General features: G+C 45.8%; 19 protein-coding genes. 16 read left to right on the top strand and 3 right to left on the bottom strand.

Annotated features, from left to right (window positions below; genetic code table 11):
* Nucleotides 1-4 precede the first annotated feature (4 nt).
* From H6F74_RS05745 to H6F74_RS05790, 10 genes are all read left to right on the top strand, one after another.
* The gene (locus H6F74_RS05745; protein WP_190437615.1) at nt 5-814 is read left to right on the top strand and encodes a PilN domain-containing protein; all 810 of its coding nucleotides are present in this window, start codon (nt 5-7) and stop codon (nt 812-814) included.
* Entirely contained in the window at nt 811-1,587 is a 777-nt protein-coding gene (locus tag H6F74_RS05750) for a hypothetical protein (RefSeq protein WP_190437617.1), read from the top strand. The genes H6F74_RS05745 and H6F74_RS05750 overlap by 4 nt, the downstream gene beginning before the upstream one ends.
* Nucleotides 1,588-1,669: 82 nt before the next feature.
* On the top strand, nt 1,670-4,327 hold the full coding sequence (locus H6F74_RS05755) for a type IV pilus secretin family protein (RefSeq protein ID WP_199300880.1): 2,658 nt from the start codon (nt 1,670-1,672) through the stop codon (nt 4,325-4,327).
* A 455-nt stretch (nt 4,328-4,782) separates the two neighbouring features.
* Nucleotides 4,783-5,064, top strand: a complete 282-nt coding sequence (locus H6F74_RS05760; protein ID WP_190437622.1) for an HU family DNA-binding protein — start codon at nt 4,783-4,785, stop codon at nt 5,062-5,064.
* A 26-nt stretch (nt 5,065-5,090) separates the two neighbouring features.
* Nucleotides 5,091-6,158 (top strand): threonine-phosphate decarboxylase CobD, encoded by a 1,068-nt coding sequence (gene cobD / locus H6F74_RS05765; RefSeq protein WP_190437625.1) that lies wholly within the window; start codon nt 5,091-5,093, stop codon nt 6,156-6,158.
* A 98-nt stretch (nt 6,159-6,256) separates the two neighbouring features.
* Entirely contained in the window at nt 6,257-7,717 is a 1,461-nt protein-coding gene (locus tag H6F74_RS05770) for an NAD(P)/FAD-dependent oxidoreductase (protein WP_190437627.1), read from the top strand.
* 67 nt (nt 7,718-7,784) lie between these two features.
* Complete coding sequence (locus H6F74_RS05775; RefSeq protein ID WP_190437630.1) at nt 7,785-9,320, top strand: thymidylate synthase; 1,536 nt, start codon at nt 7,785-7,787, stop codon at nt 9,318-9,320.
* On the top strand, nt 9,317-9,859 hold the full coding sequence (locus H6F74_RS05780; protein WP_190437954.1) for a deaminase: 543 nt from the start codon (nt 9,317-9,319) through the stop codon (nt 9,857-9,859). Before H6F74_RS05775 ends, H6F74_RS05780 begins: the two co-directional genes overlap by 4 nt.
* Before the next feature lie 57 nt (nt 9,860-9,916).
* A complete protein-coding gene (locus H6F74_RS05785; RefSeq protein WP_190437632.1) occupies nt 9,917-10,648 on the top strand; it encodes a deoxycytidine deaminase in 732 nt (243 codons plus the stop codon).
* On the top strand, nt 10,645-11,121 hold the full coding sequence (locus tag H6F74_RS05790) for a nucleoside 2-deoxyribosyltransferase (RefSeq protein WP_190437634.1): 477 nt from the start codon (nt 10,645-10,647) through the stop codon (nt 11,119-11,121). Before H6F74_RS05785 ends, H6F74_RS05790 begins: the two co-directional genes overlap by 4 nt.
* Here H6F74_RS05790 and H6F74_RS05795 read toward each other — a convergent pair.
* Nucleotides 11,118-11,654 carry a P-loop NTPase family protein gene (locus H6F74_RS05795; RefSeq protein ID WP_190417966.1) on the bottom strand — a complete coding sequence of 179 codons (537 nt, stop codon included), beginning with the start codon at nt 11,652-11,654 and terminating at the stop codon, nt 11,118-11,120. The genes H6F74_RS05790 and H6F74_RS05795 overlap by 4 nt on opposite strands.
* A 225-nt stretch (nt 11,655-11,879) precedes the next feature.
* Here H6F74_RS05795 and H6F74_RS05800 point away from each other — a divergent pair, with 225 nt between their 5' ends.
* On the top strand, nt 11,880-12,434 hold the full coding sequence (locus tag H6F74_RS05800) for a nucleoside monophosphate kinase (RefSeq protein ID WP_190437957.1): 555 nt from the start codon (nt 11,880-11,882) through the stop codon (nt 12,432-12,434).
* Nucleotides 12,435-12,613: 179 nt separating this feature from the next.
* Nucleotides 12,614-13,342: a ribonuclease PH gene (rph, locus tag H6F74_RS05805; RefSeq protein ID WP_190437636.1), complete on the top strand. Its 729-nt coding sequence runs from the start codon at nt 12,614-12,616 to the stop codon at nt 13,340-13,342.
* Nucleotide 13,343: 1 nt separating this feature from the next.
* On the opposite strand, the gene H6F74_RS05810 is transcribed toward rph, so the two are convergent.
* Nucleotides 13,344-13,790: a DUF29 domain-containing protein gene (locus tag H6F74_RS05810; RefSeq protein WP_190437637.1), complete on the bottom strand. Its 447-nt coding sequence runs from the start codon at nt 13,788-13,790 to the stop codon at nt 13,344-13,346.
* A 384-nt stretch (nt 13,791-14,174) separates the two neighbouring features.
* Here H6F74_RS05810 and bchB point away from each other — a divergent pair, with 384 nt between their 5' ends.
* The 4 genes from bchB to H6F74_RS05830 all read left to right on the top strand — a co-directional run bounded on the left by bchB (nt 14,175) and on the right by H6F74_RS05830 (nt 17,154).
* On the top strand, nt 14,175-15,701 hold the full coding sequence (gene bchB / locus H6F74_RS05815) for a ferredoxin:protochlorophyllide reductase (ATP-dependent) subunit B (protein ID WP_190437640.1): 1,527 nt from the start codon (nt 14,175-14,177) through the stop codon (nt 15,699-15,701).
* A 78-nt stretch (nt 15,702-15,779) separates the two neighbouring features.
* Nucleotides 15,780-16,001: a hypothetical protein gene (locus H6F74_RS05820; protein WP_190437643.1), complete on the top strand. Its 222-nt coding sequence runs from the start codon at nt 15,780-15,782 to the stop codon at nt 15,999-16,001.
* Nucleotides 15,998-16,282, top strand: a complete 285-nt coding sequence (locus H6F74_RS05825) for a type II toxin-antitoxin system mRNA interferase toxin, RelE/StbE family (RefSeq protein WP_190437645.1) — start codon at nt 15,998-16,000, stop codon at nt 16,280-16,282. The genes H6F74_RS05820 and H6F74_RS05825 overlap by 4 nt, the downstream gene beginning before the upstream one ends.
* 14 nt (nt 16,283-16,296) lie before the next feature.
* Nucleotides 16,297-17,154 (top strand): DUF4351 domain-containing protein, encoded by an 858-nt coding sequence (locus H6F74_RS05830; RefSeq protein ID WP_190437650.1) that lies wholly within the window; start codon nt 16,297-16,299, stop codon nt 17,152-17,154.
* A gap of 111 nt (nt 17,155-17,265) precedes the next feature.
* On the opposite strand, the gene H6F74_RS05835 is transcribed toward H6F74_RS05830, so the two are convergent.
* Nucleotides 17,266-17,565 (bottom strand): hypothetical protein, encoded by a 300-nt coding sequence (locus H6F74_RS05835; protein WP_190437653.1) that lies wholly within the window; start codon nt 17,563-17,565, stop codon nt 17,266-17,268.
* Between the last annotated feature and the right edge of the window lie 30 nt (nt 17,566-17,595).

Here is a 17,595-nt window from a genome sequence, read left to right on the forward strand (position 1 = left end):
AGGGATGTATAGCTTAGATATCAATTTTCTTAAGGATCGTGGCATAGTACCAGGCCCCGCTCGTGGCGGTGGCAAATCATCAGCCCCTGATAGTAAGAAGATGCTGCCGCTTTATGCGGGATTGGCAGTTGGTCTGCTGCTACCAGCAGCGGTGGGAGGACTGTGGTTGTTGCTGCAAAACCAAACAGAACGCTTGACTGTGGTCAGCGGTACATTGGACGAGCAGCTCAATAAAGGCAAAGCTTTAGAGCAGCAAATTCAACAAGTAAATCAAGAAACCCAGGCGGTTCAAGGAGAGACAAAGGCACTCGCTAGTGTTTTTAACGAAATTTATCCTTGGTCAGCAATTTTACAGGATATACGCGATCGCGTCCCCCTAGGATTGCAAATCACCACCATTGAACAAACTACCCCCGATGCAGCTGCTGCCGCCGCCGCCCCCCCCAGCCCCGGTGCTACAGTTGAACCACCAAACTCCAACATCGTAATTACCGGAAAAGCCCCCAGCTTCGACCACGTAAACGACTTTTTACTGACGTTGCAGCGGTCTAAGTTATTCAACAGCGACAACACCCAAATAGTGATTGCTGAGTTGAAAGACAACACAACCCAGGTGGAACTTCCTAAAAACGTAACTGAGGGGAATGGCCCTAAATTAGAAATCAAATTGCCAAAAGTGGTGGAATACAAAATTCAAACCAGCCTCAGCAATGCCCCTGCTGCCGACTTACTCCGAGAGTGGGAACGCAAGGGTGCAGTAGGATTGGTAACTCGGCTTAGAAACCTTCAGAACAAAGGAGCGCTTCAACAATGACCGCTAATCCAGATTTTTTACCATCTCAAGATGGGGATAACGCAGCTGAATATCCCACTGCCTTTGGAATTACCTTCACGCCCACAGTAAGCGGTGCTTTACTGGGTGTACTGGGGTTACTCGGAGCAGCTTACCTGGGTGTTAATATGGTGCTGCCTGCATGGGATCAGTATCAAACCCTGCAAAACGATGTGAAAAACAAGCAGGAACAAATTAAACAACAAGAACAGCTCCAGAACCAGCTTGCACAGGCAAAGGTAAACTTAAATCAGGCAAAACAGCAAAATATCGCTGTCACTTCCATGTTTGGAAATGAGAAAAACCTGGATACGATAATGCTGGATATCAACCGCTTCGTTAGAGCTAGAAGTGCCAAGTTGACAAAATTTGAGCCAGCTCCAAATGATGCCGGAACTCCCAATAGTAGTAATGTGATTACTGATAGCTCGTTGGGAGCAGAGGTCAATGGAAAACTCAAACATAAGGTGTATAACGTAGTTTTTGAAGGCGACTACGGGCAAACCCAATCTGTTATGAGAAGTCTGGAACGATTACAGCAATTGCTGTTAGTAAAAGACTATAAAGCAAGGATGCTTGAAAGTGAGACTCAACAAAAAGTTGTGGTAAACCGCCAAGGAAAAATTATCCCAAGCGGTAAACCAAACAACAGAACTTTGATTGAAAACTCTTTTAAGCTACAGGTGCTGCTGCCATTGACACCGGAAGAAGCGAAACAGGCAGCGGCAGCGGCGGCTCCACCACCGGCGCAGTAAACAGCGCTTATGGTGCCGAAAAGTCGGCATGAAAGCTGTTATTTAAGATGCAGAAATTGGTTTTTTGTGTGAGGAGAAAATAGTGAAACAGCTATCAAAATTGGGTGGGATTTTGCTGGGTTCGGCATTAGTTTTGCCAGCAACGCAACGAGTAATGGCATCTGTTACGCAAGTAACAGACGTGCAGCTCAATCCGACGGCTAACGGTGTGGATGTAGTGCTAAAAACATCTGAGGGCGAAGACTCTAAGGAGTCTGTTATCAGCCCTCAGATTTTTACAGTTAGCCGTGGAAATGAATTAACGGCAGATTTGCCAAATACCCAGTTGAGCTTAGCTCAAGGTGAGAGTTTCCGTCAGGAAAACCCGGCTCCAGGCATCGCATCGATAGTGGTGAATCAGCAGGATGCCAACAGCATCCGGGTGATAGTGAGCGGGGAAGACAAAGCACCATCTGGAGAAGTTAGCTCGAATAAAGAACGAGGTATTACCTTAAGCGTTAACCCAGTTGCAGGTACAACCAAAGCCGCACTTCCCACTCCAAACGACTCGGCACCAGTCAAAGATCCTCTCCCAGAGAAAGCAGCGCCAATTGCTCAGGCTGCACCGCCGCTAGCGCCACTGACTCCAGCAGCACCACTGACTCCAGCAGCGCCACTGGCTCCAGCAGCGCCATTGCCGGGGCAAGCGGCTCCAGCGCTACCAGTAGTTCCTCCGGCTCAACCAGTAATAACCACCCCCAACCCAGACGTTCTGGTGCCAAACCCGAAAATTACGATTGACGGGGTTCCAGCACCAGCCGCGGGGGCTGTGCAACCAGTTACTGCGGCACCGCCTTTCTTACCGAGAGCGATCGCGCCCCCAGTTGGCGATATTACCATCTCCAACACCAACGCCGCCCCCACTGTCATCGATCTCGGTACAGCTGAGCGCGTACCCCGCTTAGTCTTACGCGATGCCCCCGTTCGAGAAGTTTTAGGATTACTCGCCCGTTCTGCGGGTCTTAACCTTGCCTTTACAGGAGCTGCGGCACAAGGTCAACCTGGACAACCCGCACCAGCTCCAGCTCCCGGTGGTGCAACCCCAGAAAGCGGCCCCACAATTTCCCTGGATATTGAAAACGAGCCAGTTCAAGATGTCTTCAACACCGTCCTCCAATTGAGCGGCTTAGAAGCAAACCGAGTTGGAAACACAATTTTCGTAGGTGCTAGACTGCCCGACGACGCTCGGAACGTCATCGCACGCAGCATTCGACTCAATCAAGTTCCCGTTACGGCAGCAGCAAATTTTCTGACTGCCCAGGGTGCAGAAACTCAAATTCCTACAGAGCAAATTCAAATTCAGACAATTGGCGAGGGAGCAGCCGCTCGAACCGTCGAAATCAGAACGCCATCAATCCTAGCACTCAGAGCAACAGAGGGAAATGCACCCTTGTTACTCAAAGGAGTAGCAGTGTCAACCGACGATCGACTTAATTCCATCACACTGGTTGGTACGCCTCGCAAAGTTGAAATCGCTACAAACCTCTTAACTCAGCTCGATGCCCGCCGTCGCCAAGTTGCTGTGAATGTCAAGATCGTTGATGTCAACTTATTAAACACCAGTGACTTAGGCACCAGCTTCTCCTTTGGGATCGGGGACAGTTTCTTTAGCATTGACCGGGGAGCAGCAGCATTTAACTATGGCGGTGTTACACCACCTACGAACGCACAAGTGACTGGCAGTCTGATTAGCCCAACGGTAATCCAGAGTCCGTTTCAAGGAGATCCTTTCCTAGATGCTCAGCCTAATGCCCCCTTTGGTACTGGTACTCCTCAGCCGTTTGGTAGTCCCATAAATCAGAGGGGTAATGTTCAGTCTTCTCCACAGCCCATAACAGATAATTTAGGCAATGTAATTGGCTTTTCAACACAGCCTGGAATATATGCTCGTCCTCCGTTTGGTACAGGCAGGAATCCTTTCCAGCCTGGTGTCACAGACTTTACTCTAGGCACCGCTCCAACGACAACAGTAACAATTGACCCAACAACAGGCCGGCAAACAACCCAGGTTACTCCTGGTACTCCTGGCACTTTTACCTACAGTCTCCCTAGCTTGTTCCAGTTCCCTAGCAGGTTTCTATCAGCATTGCGGGCGCAGATTCAAAGTGGCAATGCTAAGATTTTAACCGACCCGACTCTAGTAGTACAAGAAGGACAGAGAGCGGTTGTCAACCTAACACAGGAGGTGTTTGGAGGTACTGAAACCACCTTCGTCGCTGATGCCGGAGGTAATCAAGTTCCTAGTACGCGACCAATCATTAAGCAGGCAGGTCTAATTCTGGATATCAGTGTGAATCGGATCGACGATAACGGTTTTGTTTCCCTGGCTGTGAGTCCCACTGTATCGTCGGTTGGAGGTTCTCAAAACACCCCTCTTGGTGTCATCACCTTGCTACAATCTCGGCAGCTGAATTCTGGAGAAATTCGCCTGCGGGATGGTCAAACTCTAATTCTATCCGGCATCATTCAGGAGTCTGACCGAACTACGGTATCTAAGGTGCCAATTTTAGGCGATATTCCGATCCTGGGTGCCTTGTTTAGAAGCACTAACCGACAGAATCAACGACAAGAGGTGATTGTGTTGCTGACACCTCAGATTCTAGATGACGCAGCTCGCTCCTCGTTTGGCTACAGCTACACCCCAGGACAAAATGCGCGTCAGCTATTGGATCCCAAGGGTTTCCCGGCTCCGAATCAGTAGAAGGTAGTGCCAGACCGTCAGCCTGGCGCTAGGCAAACAAAGCCTGCCCACCGAGGCTAGAGTTTCGTTACTAGAGAAAGCCCGCGCAGGTGGGCTTGGTTTGAGTAGCAGCGACTTTAGTAGTTAGGCTGCCCCTGCCCCTTGTCGGAAGACAGGGGGCTTATTTGTGGAATAGGGGGAGTTTTTGAACCCAAAACTGGCGTTTAGGACTCTAAGAAATACTCCATTAGATAGACTTAATCAAAAAAAATCCTCAAATCCACATAACTTAAAGGTTTCAACGATCCATATCAAGCGTACACACTTTAGAATAATGCAGTGAAACTTCGAGGGCGTGGGAGTTTCAGCTTTTTCAAGGCTAAAATTCCTCTCGAAGAACCGTGCCTATAGCCCTTTTTTGAGACTGTAGAGGTGCAAAAAGCACGTTTTGTATAAACCGTTTGGAGTGATGAAACATGAATAAAGGTGAATTGGTTGATGCCGTGGCAGATAAAGCTAATGTCACGAAGAAGCAAGCTGACGCGGTTTTGAGTGCTGCTTTGGAAGCCATCATGGAAGCTGTTTCTTCTGGCGCTAAGGTGACTTTGGTGGGCTTCGGCTCTTTTGAGTCACGGGAACGCAAAGCTCGTGAGGGACGTAACCCTAAAACTGGCGATAAGATGGAAATTCCCGCGACTAAGGTTCCAGCATTTTCTGCTGGTAAATTGTTTAAAGAAAAAGTCGCGCCTGAAGAATAACAGCTTATCTAAAGCGGCAAAAATCCTTGAGGCGACCTGTTCACGGGGGTAACTTAGCCTGGGCAGCTTCACTGGCAGGCTGTTCCCCCCACCTAATTCTTGATTTTTCGGCTAGTATCAATCCGTTGGGGCCTCCCCCAGCGGCACTTGCGGCTATTGAGGCGCATATTCAGTACCTGGGAGCCTATCCTGACCCGGAATACCACGATCTGCGGCTATCTCTGGGTCAGCTACACCAACTTGCGCCTGATTGGATTCTGCCGGGTAATGGCTCGGCAGAGTTGCTAACTTGGGCTGGGTGGGATTTGTCATCCCTTGCAGTAACTTGTCTGGTAACGCCTGCCTTTGGCGATTACTGGCGATCGCTGTTGGCGTTTAAGGCGGTAGTGCTGAATTGGGAATTGGGAATTGGAAATTGGGAATTGGGGCAAGAGATGCTTTTGCGTCTTGCCTCTTTCAACCCAGCTTCGGCTGGTTTATTAATTAATAACCCGCACAATCCCACTGGTCGGATGTTTTCGAGGGATGAAATTGTACCATATTTGGAACAATTTGCTTTAGTGGTGGTGGACGAAGCCTTTATGGATTTTCTGCCACCAGACCGAGAGCAAAGTTTGATTTCAATGGTACAGGATTACCCAAATTTGGTGATATTGCGATCGCTTACTAAGTTCTACAGTCTGCCAGGGCTACGCTTAGGTTATGCGATCGCGCACCCCGACCGACTCCGCCGTTGGCAAACTCGGCGCGACCCCTGGCCTGTTAACACCTTAGCTGCTGCTGCTGGTATAGCTGCGGTACAGGATACAGAATTTCAACAGCAAACTTGGAATTGGTTGGAACCCGCAAAGTTACAACTGTTTCAAGGGCTGGCGCAAATACCGGGGTTGCATCCTTACATGGGTGCGGCTAATTTTTTACTGGTTGAGTCAGAACAACCCAGCCCACAGGTACAGTCCAAACTTCTCCAGCAGAGTAAGATTCTGATTCGTGATTGTGTGAGTTTTCCAGAATTGGGCGATCGCTACTTTCGGGTGGCGGTGCGTTCCGAGGCGGAAAATCAGCGCCTAATCGCAGGTTTGGCAGCAATTTGAGTAAATAGCCATTAGCGATCGCTAATAACTAAGGTCAGACTGGCAATTGACAATTAGCAATTAGCTATTATCAATTAGCTACTGACAAATGACTAATTATGGCAGTTGAGTACGACTTAGTTGTAATAGGAGGTACACAGGCAGGGCGCTATGCGGCAATTGCTGCTGCCCATCTGCAAGCCCGCGTCGCCTTAATTGAAAATACCCCGCCAGGGTTGTCCCTACATTCTGGTATCTACAACCAATCTTTAACTCAGGTTGGGCGAGTTCTTCAGCAGACGAGTAACGCCGATCAATTTGGTGTTTATTGGGATAAGGCTGATGCAACTTCCCCGCAGCAAATCTCAATTCGATTTAGCGAGGCAATTGAGTGGGCATCGGGCGTTGTCTCCACCTTAGAAGAACAAAATTCCCCTGCTGTTTTGGCTTCTTTGGGCGTTGATGTAATTATTGGTGAGGGGGAATTTTGCCGCAAACCTTACCTCGGCTTTGTCGTCAACGGGCGGAGATTGCGATCGCGTGCCTACCTAATTGCGACAGGTTCAAATAAAGCAACAACCGAAATCGACGGACTACAATCTACTGGCTATCTGACACCAGCAGATTGGCAGCAGAAATTCCCTGAAAAACTACCCAAAGAGTGGGTAGTGATTGGCGGCGGCGCAACTGGCACTGAAATGGCGCAGATTTTAGCGCGGTTGGGTGCAGATGTTACTTTGGTGGCACGTAGTTCGCACATCTTAGCCAAAGAAGACCCAGAGGCAGCTAGGCTAATTCAAGCGCAACTGGAAGCCGAGGGTGTCCGCATCCTGACGCAAACAGAGGTGACACAAGTAAAACAGATTGATGGCAAAAAGTGGGTTTTAGCTGGCAACAAAGCTATCGAAACTGATGAAATTTTGCTGTGTACGCCATCATCGCAGCCCATCAAATCCTTAAATTTGGAAGGCGTTGGGGTGAAGATGAATCGCCGTGGCATTCAGGTGAACGAAAAGCTACAAACCAGAAATCCCCGCATTTATGCCTGTGGAGACGTTGCTGGTGGTCATCAGCTTCCTCACATCGCCCAGTACGAAGCCAGCATCGCCCTGAAAAATGCCTTATTTTTGCCCATCTTCAAAGCAAACTATCGCGGCATTCCCACAGCTGTTTTTTCTGACCCCATGTTGGCACGAGTTGGTTTAACAGAGGAGCAAGCCAGACGCATCTATGTTAAGGATGTCGTAGTGTTGCGGCAATATTTCAAATCTGCAAGTAAAGCCCAGATGTTGGGAGAAACAACCGGGTTTTGTAAACTTATTTTGCGTCGCAATGGGCAAATTCTCGGCAGCTGCATCGTCGGAACTCAAGCTGATGAATTGATTCACATCATCGCTTTGGCGATACAGCAGAAAATCACGGTGAATGCTTTGTTGCAGTTGCCTCCCATTTCTTCCACATTGTCAGAAATTATTTACCAAACCGCGCAAGAGTGGCATCAACAGCGACTCAGCAAGAATACTGGATTGCAAGATTTCCTCGAAGGCTTTTTTAATTTCCGGCGATCGCGTTCTTCCTGATTTTAGCTATTTTTTATAAAATAACTAAATAAGATGTTATGATATAAGATCGTGCTATCAGCATTTCATGGCAGTAACCGATCAAGTAACTCAATTTCAGTACAATCCACTGTACAAGCCTAATCAGCTCATTTGTGGTACGGGGCAAACTGCCGTTGTCACAGGTTGGACTGTTAAGCAAGCGATCGCCAAACATCTGCAACCCCACGAATATGCTGTTATTGGGCAGCTTTACTCTCCAACTAGGGGAATTAGCTTTTTAATTAGGAATCTACTAGCTAATCCTCATGTAAGATTTTTGGTAATTCTCAACGCAACCAAGGAAGACCGTAACGCTGGTGGATGTGAGTGCCTGCTGGACTTCTTTCGGAAGGGCTTCAGAGAAGGTAAAACTGATACTGGGCGTAGATGTTGGGTGATAAACTCTTACATTCCTGGGTATATTGATATTGAGATTTCAGATAGTGCCTTATACCAATTACAGCAATCCATTACACCACCGGAAAAAGCCGAATCAATTGCTGAGGCAGTAGAGTTAGTAAAGTCTTACGCGCAACGGGGTGTAGTTGAACAGTGGGGTTCTCCGTTATTGGACATTCCGCTGTCCGAAGTAGTGCCAACTGTACTACCTGGGCAACTTTATGGACATCGCATTGAAGGAAAAACCATTGCTCAAACCTGGGTCAAAATAATTCATCGCATTAAGACAACTGGAATAATTCGACCCACTGGCTACGATGGATATGTTCAGGAATTGATCAACTTAATGGCTGTTGTTACTGACGAGCCTGATGAATTCTACTTTCCTGAACCAAATTATTTACCTGTTGATCCTGAAACCATCAAAAACTATATTCCTCAAATCTTAGAAGATGCTCCTTATGTAGAAGGTATTAAATACACTTACTCACAACGGCTTCGCTCTTGGTTTGGGCGCGATCAGATAGAGGATGTAATTCAGAAACTTATCGGAGAAATAGACGCTGCTAGCGCTGTTATGAATCTCTGGGATTCCGGGGGAAATATCAACCGCAGAGCAGATGGTACATCAGATCATCAACATAGTGGTTCACCATGCCTAAACCATATTTGGGTAAGAGTTGTCAATGGAAATCTTAGCCTGACAGCTACGCTCAGGAGTAACGATATGTTTGGCGCATGGGTGGCAAATGCTATGGGGCTAAGGGCATTGCAAAGGCATATTACAGATGAAATCACGAGACGTTCCGATTATAAATTAAAGATGGGGCCGCTAATTACAATTAGTCAGTCAGCTCATATTTATGATGACACTTGGGAAAATGCTGATAATTTAATCCAGCAACAGTATGCGGCGATTTGTAACCAACAGGACTACTACGATCCGTCTGGAAATTTTTTAATCGAGATTACAAATAGCCAGATAGCTGTCACCCAAACAACACCAGGTAGCGGTGAAGCTGTTGCTTGCTACTTCGGTAAAAATCCATTGAAGCTAGTAAGAGAAATTTGTGCGGCTTCTCCAGCAATACGTCCAGACCATGCAGCTTATTTGGGAATGGAGTTACAGAAAGCCGCTGAATGTCTCAAAACAGGTAAGCAATACATTCAGGATAGAGAATAGTGTACGAATCTTCTCAACGACCAACCTGGGATGAATACTTTCTTATGTTGGCTAAACTTGCAGCTACGCGCTCAACTTGCCTTGCATTTCCAGTAGGTGCAGTAATCGTTAAAAATAAGCAAGTTGTAGCTACTGGTTACAACGGATCGCCGTCAGGCTCTGCTCATTGTACAACTCAGGGATACTGTTATCCTGGTCTTAGTAGCTGCGATGCTAGTAAAGCGATGCCATCCCGTGCTGTTCATGCTGAGGCGAATGCGATCGCGCAAGCTGCTAAGCACGGGATTTCTACTGATGGTGCTAGTATTTACGTCACCCTAGAACCTTGCCTATCCTGTTTAAAGCTAATTATTTCAGCAGGGATTTATGAAGTTTTTTATGAAACTCCTTTCAACAGTGGAGAAAATATCCTGGTGAGGGATTTCTTTATCCAAGATGGTTTAGTTACCCTCAAACAAATTCCGCTGTCTGAAGAAACAGCAAAAAGAGCAGCTTTGTTTCTGTTGAATCCTACATCTGTTGCCAGAACTCTCGCCTAAAATAGCTAAGGTATAAATCCGATAACCCCTGGAGAGCAATATTTATGGAGCTTAATCATGTTTAGCGATGAAGACATCAAAAAAGCCATGAATGATTTCAAAAATACTTGTGAAGATGGGCTAGATATAGAAGATTTTGAGCAAAAGTATTTAACCCCTGTTGGTTATGACCTAAGAGTAGGAAAACAAGGATTTTCTTGGAGTAAGAAATCAGTGATTGATATTGAAAAAGATGGAAAAATTTATATAGATGCTAATGATACGGTAGTGATAAGAACTTTGGAGTCTTTAATCCTTTCTAAAAAAGTATCATCTACTATACATTCAATGGTCTCAAAGATGATTCCTAAAGGCTTATCTAATATTTCTACTACGATAGATCCTGGATGGTCAGGCAAATTACTAATTTCAGTTCGTAATTACCGTGATAGTCCTACAGAACTCAGATTTAAAGAGCCTTTCTGTACGGTTTGTTTCTACGGAGTTAACCTTGCATCCAAAACAAATCTCGGCAGACCTATTGACAGAGATGATCTTTGGGATCAACTTTTAGAGAAAGCTGAACTAGAAAAAGAAAGAATAAATACAGAAAAAAACACCAGACAACAAAAAATAGAAAACGAAAATAAAAATCGCCTTAGTTTGAGTATTTTCTTGGCTATTGTGGCTTTAATTTGCGGGATTACAGCCTCTTTAATTAATCCTGCTGTCGGTTCTTCTATAGCTGGATTCCTAGCTGTAATAGCCCCTATTGTTTATGATAGGTTGAAACCTATATCTAAGTTATGAGTATAATACATACACAAAAAATTTACATATCTGGCGCTTTGACTGGGATTGAGAATTCAGCAGCAATCAAAGCTTTTTATGAGACTCTTGGCTCACTTTGCGAGGAAATAGGATTTGAGGCTTATGTCCCGCATATAAATACGGACCCTATCAATAATCCTGATATCAGTCCTCGTCAAGTTTTTGAAACAGACAAGCACCAAGTCAGTGCGTCCGACTTGGTTATTGCTTATGTTGGCTATTCCTCTCTTGGTGTAGGTATGGAGTTAGCTTACGCGGAGATAAACTCTATCCCCATTATTCTTCTATATGAAAAAGGTAAGGAAATATCAAGATTCCCGCGCGGCATCCCCACCGTAATAGTTGAGATTCAATTCAAAGATTATGACGATGCTTTAACTCAACTCAAGAGCGTTTTAGAGCAGTGGAAATTACAAGAAGTAACGAAACCATTATCAGTTTCCTCATCTTAGGGTCTGTGACTCCGACGTATTTCGGTAATTTGATCGGCAACCTCCAGAAGCACGTGGGGCATTTCTGGCCCTGTCAAAATGATATCGACATGGGGAGGGCGTTTTTCTAAAAAAGCCAGTACCTCAGATTCGGGAATTAAGCCAAAGTTAATCGCCAAACTCAATTCATCCAGAACCACAAGGGAATATTTGCCTTCATACACTACATTTTGTGTATGCTGCCACAACTGGAGTAACGAGTGAGTTTCTGCCTCTTCGAGGTGTGGCGTGTCAATGCAACGGGGAAGATCGCAGCGAATCCAATCTAGATTTTGCCCTAGCTGCATTGGATGCTCGTGTCCCTGACCAATTCCGCCTTTGAGGAACTGTACCACTAAAACTGGAGTTCCTTGCCCCGCGATTCGTAGGGCTTGCGCCATCACGGTTGTAAAAAAATTGCGGTGAGAACTGGTGAATACTTGTACCAGCCCTTGAACGGTGTAAGGTAAGCGTGGCGTGGAATTGAGAGTAGGGCTTTCTAACTGAGCAACCATAGGGCAATGTTTAATGGTACATGGCTTGCCAAAGAAAAATTATCAAAGGCAAACGATATGTAGTGTGCTTTTATATTTTGCATCATAATCAAACACTAGATATATTTATCCGTCAATAGGTGGGTGTGATAGTGCTGCTTGCCAAAGCAGTCACGCTCGGTACGCGATAGATGGCAAAATAGCCAATACTTAAGCATGATTCGATCGCAGCAGGAGCAAGGTGCAGTGAGACTGGTAATTTTGGGAGGGCCAGGGGCAGGTAAGGGAACGCTGGCGGCACGGTTATGCAGCCAACTGAGTATCCCAGGCATTGCTACTGGGGACATCTTGCGACAAGCGATCGCTACTGCTACTCCACTAGGTCTAGAAGCCCAGCCTTATGTGGACAAGGGCGAGCTAGTACCCGACCCAACTATGATTGAATTCATGCGCCAGCGCCTCTTACAACCGGATCTAACGACTGGTTGGCTGTTGGATGGATATCCGCGTACCGCTTTCCAAGCAGAAGAGTTAGATTTTCTGTTGGACGATTTGGGGCAACATCTAGACTGGGCAATTTGGTTGGAGGTGCCAGAATCAGTGTTGATGAGCCGTTCCTTAGAGCGATCGCGTCCCGATGATTTACCAGAAATCGTACAGCGCCGCATCGATTTATTCCAAGAGCGCACTATCCCCATATTGGAATATTACGAACATCGTCAGCGCCTGTTAACCGTCAACGGCGACCAAACTCCAGAGCAAGTACAGCACGAGATTTTACAAAAACTTAATCTTAGTTAGCTTTCAGCAGAGAAGATTTTTAAACGCAAAGCTAGTGCTGTCGCTTCGCTAACGCAAAGGTTCGCAGAGTCCTTTGCGTATCTTGGCGCTTAAAAAGTAATTTAAGGCTGTAAACGATTAGTTAAGCTAAACTGACCACTAACTGCTGTATTCTAATCAAGGATTTTGAGGCAAGTGCGATGTCTTGGCAACGTCCTGATGGTCGGCAACCTGATCAACTTCGTCCGATTCGTTTTGAGCGAATGTTCACCCGATTTGCCGCGGGGTCGGTTCTGACTAGCTGCGGCGATACCCATGTTCTTTGTAGCGTGACTATTCAAAAGGGTGTTCCCAAGTTCTTAGAAGGTAGCGGTAAAGGCTGGCTAACTGCTGAGTACCGAATGTTACCAAGTGCCACACCCCAACGCCAAGAACGGGAATTTCTCAAGCTGTCTGGACGCACCCAAGAGATTCAGCGATTGATTGGGCGCAGTCTCCGGGCATCTCTGGATTTCGAGGCACTGGGAGAACGCACGGTGACTGTGGATGCGGATGTTTTACAGGCGGATGCGGGAACCCGTACAACCTCGATTACAGGCGGCTTTGTGGCGCTTGCAGATGCTTTGGATAAATTGGTGCAGATAGGAGAGTTGGAGCGATCGCCTATTCGTCATCAAATAGCTGCCGTGTCTGTCGGACTTTTAGAAGGTGAGCCATTTTTGGATTTGAACTACGTTGAAGATGTTGGCGCTGAGGTAGATTTCAACGTGGTGATGAACGAACATCTGGGCGTAATTGAAGTTCAAGGAACTGCGGAGGAAGGAACTTTTGACCGCACTCAGATGAATCAAATGTTGGACTTAGCAGAAAAGGGTATTCAAGAAATGCTAATAGCACAGCGTGAAGCTTTAAAAATTGTGTTTAGCTAGATTAATCTTCTGCTAACAAGCTGTATTCTTCCTCAAATACCTCTTTCCAAGAAAGTGAGGTTAATTGAGATTTCATTCCCATTTCTAATTCAGCTTCTTTCACAGCTGCCCGAAAGCATTTATCCCAAACTGATTCAATAAAATCGCGATTCAAGCTAGGAACTTCTTCCTGAATATCCTCAATTTCTCGACGGGCAGAAACAATGCTAATAGCCCAGCTAGACGACCTACGCCCTGGTTGAGATTTCCACTTAATTACATGGCTCATCAGACCAATTAGCTGACTCTTCAGCGCCAATCTTTTTGATTTTCCCATTGATTCAACTAAAAAAGCTAAACCCTCGCTTGCTTCCATCCATTTTTCCTCTCTCAAAAGTTCTTGGACTGCGATCGCAGTTTGATACTCAGAACTTGCAGCAAGCCATTCCCAATCCTGTTTAGTTTGCATTACGACCTCTTATCAGTTTTTACGCTCTTAAGCTAATGAGCTGTTGACTTTTTAATATATTTATGTTTTTAAAATTGCTTCCACTACCGATTATATAGATATAAGCCTATAGTTACTATGGAAATACTATGTGGTAATTGAAACGGAATGTGGAAAAAAATTAAGATTAATTGCGATGACAGGGAAGCGCGATCGCGCTTTCCTAACCTTGCATCCTAGTCATCAAGCACATTACAACCTCTTTTCCAGGTTGACGAAGTTAACAATTTCTCTAAAGCACAGTCGGATTGATGTTTGAGAGAATCTGAGACAATAAGCCTTTGCAATCAACTATTTCAGCCGCCTCCAGACACAAAATTAGGAATCACCATAAGGGAGAACTCTATGAAATTGGCTTACTGGATGTATGCAGGCCCGGCTCACATCGGCACCCTGCGCGTCTCTAGCTCCTTCAAGAACGTCCACGCCATCATGCACGCGCCGATTGGGGATGACTACTTCAACGTCATGCGATCGATGCTAGAGCGCGATCGCAACTTCACCCCAGTTACCATCAGTTCCGTTGACCGGAACGTTTTGGCGCGTGGCTCCCAGGAAAAGGTGGTGGACAACATCACCCGGAAAGACGTTGAAGAACACCCAGACCTGATTGTGCTGACTCCCACCTGCACCAGCAGCATTCTCCAAGAAGACCTGGAAAACTTTGTGGAACGCGCTTCCATAGAAACCAAGTCAGACGTGATGCTGGCGGACGTGAACCACTACCGCGTCAATGAACTGCAAGCAGCCGACATCACCCTGCGCCAAATTGTCCAGCTTTACATCGAGAAAGCCCGGAAAAAAGGCGATTTACCAGAAGGGAAAACTGAAAAGCCCTCAGTTAACATTCTCGGAATTTCCAGCCTCGGATTCCACAATCACCACGACTGCACCGAGTTAAAGCGGTTGATGGTTGATTTAGGAATTCAGGTAAATGAGGTAATTCCAGAAGGCGCATCAGTTCACAATCTCAAGAATTTGCCGAAAGCCTGGTTTAACCTGGTTCCTTACCGCGAAATCGGGCCAATGGCGGCTCGTTACCTAGAGCAAGAATTTGGGATGCCTTATGTAGATATCACGCCGATGGGTGTGGTAGAAACAGCGCGTTGCATCCGCAAAATTCAGGAAATAATTAACGCTCAAGGCGCAGATGTTGACTACACAGACTACATCAACGAGCAAACTTTGCACGTTTCGCAAGCCGCTTGGTTCTCCCGTTCAATTGACTGCCAAAACTTGACTGGTAAGAAAGCTGTGGTGTTTGGCGACAGCACCCACGCCGCCGCTATCACCAAAATTCTGTCAAGAGAAATGGGGATTCACGTTGTTTGGGCGGGTACTTATTGTAAGTACGATGCTGAGTGGTTCAAAGAGCAGGTGGGCGAATACTGTGATGAAGTGATTGTCACAGAAGATCATGGTCAAATTGGGGATGCGATCGCTCGTGTGGAACCTTCTGCCATTTTCGGCACCCAAATGGAACGCCACGTCGGTAAGCGTCTAAATATTCCCTGCGGCGTAATTGCAGCACCGATTCACGTTCAGAATTTTCCCATCGGTTACAAGCCATTCTGCGGCTACGAAGGCACGAATCAAATTACAGATTTGATCTACAATTCCTTCACTTTGGGAATGGAAGATCACCTCTTGGAAATCTTCGGCGGACACGACACCAAAGAAGTGATTACCAAGGGAATTTCTGCTGATTCTGACCTCGGTTGGAACAAAGAAGCACAAGCAGAACTCAACAAAGTTCCTGGTTTCGTGCGCGGCAAAGTGAAGCGCAACACCGAGAAATTTGCACGCGATCGCGGCTTCAACGTCATCACCCTAGAAGTGATGTACGCCGCCAAGGAAGCGGTCGGTGCATAATTAGCTTTTTGCTAATAGGGGCATCCCTTATGGATGCCCTTTGAGCTTTAATCATTCAATTAATCTTAGTAACTGCTAATGAGCGTTCCTGTATCTTTCCAAACTCTGGTTGAGTATGTTGAAGAACTCTCCACTGAAGACCAAGAACTGTTATTTGAACTCATTAAAAAAAGACGAATTGAAAAGCGACGGCAAGAAATTGCTAGTAATGCAACTGCGACATTAACAGCTTTCCAAGCAGGTACAGCGAAGCGTGGCACACTTGCTGAACTTCAAGCTGATTTACTTGAACAAGAATGAGAACTCTGGTTTGGGACAACAGCTTTCGACGGGCTTTTAAGCGTGTTGTTCGTAAAAATCCTCTGCTTGAGTCAACAATATTTTCGGTTTTAGAATTGCTTGTGAATGACCCATTTGCTCCCTCTTTGAAAGCACATAAATTGCGAGGTCAATTAGAAGGATTATGGGCGTGTTGGGTCGAGTATGATTGCCGAATTATTTATACTTTTCAGCAGGATAATGAAGCCGGGGAGGAATTGATTGTATTGATTGATATTGGAACTCACGACGAAGTATATTAAAGAGCGCTAAAATCATGACTCAAACTCAATTAGTAAGCCCTAAAACATCCTACACAATCACATGGGAAAAACTACCCGATGACTTTCAATTACCTGACGATCCAGTGGAAAACATTTATCACCCTTTATTAGCATCGGCGCTGCGAGAAATTCTGGAAATCGCAGGTTTTATTACTGCATCCATGATTATCGCTTCCAACTTTGGTATCTGTGCCACTGTGAATGAGAAAATAGTTGTTAAAGCACCAGACTGGGTTTACATTCCCAATGTGTCACCTGTCGCACCTGGAGTCATTCGCCGCAGCTATACGCCTCATGCGGAGGGTGATGTACCGGCAGTTGTCATGGAGTTTCTATCAGATACCGAACAAGGGGAATACTCCGCTAAATCTACTTATCCTTATGGAAAATGGTACTTTTACGAGCGCATTCTACAAGTACCATTTTATGTAATTTTTGACCCTAATGATGGGACATTAGAAGTCCACGATTTAGTAGAGGGACACTATCAACTGCGACAACCCGATGCGAATGGACGTTACTTGATAGCATCAATAGGTTTATTCCTGGGAGTTTGGCAAGGTACAAAGGCAGGAGTAACTGGCAATTGGTTGCGCTGGTGGGATGAGTCGGGGAATCTGTTACCTTGGGGAGTCGAGCGAGTAGAACAGAGCTTACACGAAGGAATCGAACAAGGAAAATTGGCAATAATTAATCGTTTGCTGGCTCGAAGAATCGGCGCGATCGCTCCCGATTTACAATCCACAATAAACAGCTTATCTGCAACCGCTCTAGATGAATTGAGCGAGGCTTTATTAGAATTTTCGGATGAAACAGAACTAGCGACTTGGCTAGCGCAGCATCAAGCATAAAAGTTGTGGAATTGGAGAGCGATCGCGCATTAGGACTAAGTAAATATTAGTATTCAGCAGCTAGCCATATAAACTGGCTGCTGAACTATTTTAGGAGTAGAGACAAACAAGTTACTTAGTTTTTTTGTTCACTGTTTTAAGCAGTTCAGTAATCGACTTTAGCTGGATTTGGGAGAAGTAAGCCATCGCAATAATGACGGCTACTGCAACTCCTCCATAAGTCAATATGGGGATTAAACCTCCTAATTCTGGCGGTTTAGGAGAGTCAGTTGGATTGGAAGAGATCAAAATACTCTGCTGTTGTTCTACCTTACTCACTTTCTTTTGAGTGGAGAAGTCATATCCCGATTTTTGGACAAACGAGGATGAAGGCTGGATTCTTCCAGCCCAATTGTACTGATTCTGATTCATAATTAGTCTCAACGAAACTTAAAGGACACG

It is taken from the genome of Trichocoleus sp. FACHB-90 (assembly GCF_014695505.1).
In the GTDB taxonomy this organism is placed as follows: domain Bacteria; phylum Cyanobacteriota; class Cyanobacteriia; order Cyanobacteriales; family FACHB-T130; genus Funiculus; species Funiculus sociatus.

Bases quoted from the DNA above. Each gene is read 5' to 3' on its own strand.
- bchB (WP_190437640.1), top strand. From the start codon at position 14,175: ATGAAATTGGCTTACTGGATGTATGCAGGCCCGGCTCACATCGGCACC.
- H6F74_RS05830 (WP_190437650.1), top strand. From the start codon at position 16,297: ATGACTCAAACTCAATTAGTAAGCCCTAAAACATCCTACACAATCACA.
- rph (WP_190437636.1), top strand. From the start codon at position 12,614: ATGTCTTGGCAACGTCCTGATGGTCGGCAACCTGATCAACTTCGTCCG.
- H6F74_RS05745 (WP_190437615.1), top strand. From the start codon at position 5: ATGTATAGCTTAGATATCAATTTTCTTAAGGATCGTGGCATAGTACCA.
- H6F74_RS05790 (WP_190437634.1), top strand. From the start codon at position 10,645: ATGAGTATAATACATACACAAAAAATTTACATATCTGGCGCTTTGACT.
- H6F74_RS05835 (WP_190437653.1), bottom strand. From the start codon at position 17,565: ATGAATCAGAATCAGTACAATTGGGCTGGAAGAATCCAGCCTTCATCC.
- H6F74_RS05770 (WP_190437627.1), top strand. From the start codon at position 6,257: ATGGCAGTTGAGTACGACTTAGTTGTAATAGGAGGTACACAGGCAGGG.
- H6F74_RS05795 (WP_190417966.1), bottom strand. From the start codon at position 11,654: ATGGTTGCTCAGTTAGAAAGCCCTACTCTCAATTCCACGCCACGCTTA.
- H6F74_RS05820 (WP_190437643.1), top strand. From the start codon at position 15,780: ATGAGCGTTCCTGTATCTTTCCAAACTCTGGTTGAGTATGTTGAAGAA.
- H6F74_RS05750 (WP_190437617.1), top strand. From the start codon at position 811: ATGACCGCTAATCCAGATTTTTTACCATCTCAAGATGGGGATAACGCA.
- H6F74_RS05825 (WP_190437645.1), top strand. From the start codon at position 15,998: ATGAGAACTCTGGTTTGGGACAACAGCTTTCGACGGGCTTTTAAGCGT.
- H6F74_RS05760 (WP_190437622.1), top strand. From the start codon at position 4,783: ATGAATAAAGGTGAATTGGTTGATGCCGTGGCAGATAAAGCTAATGTC.
- H6F74_RS05810 (WP_190437637.1), bottom strand. From the start codon at position 13,790: ATGCAAACTAAACAGGATTGGGAATGGCTTGCTGCAAGTTCTGAGTAT.
- H6F74_RS05785 (WP_190437632.1), top strand. From the start codon at position 9,917: ATGTTTAGCGATGAAGACATCAAAAAAGCCATGAATGATTTCAAAAAT.
- H6F74_RS05775 (WP_190437630.1), top strand. From the start codon at position 7,785: ATGGCAGTAACCGATCAAGTAACTCAATTTCAGTACAATCCACTGTAC.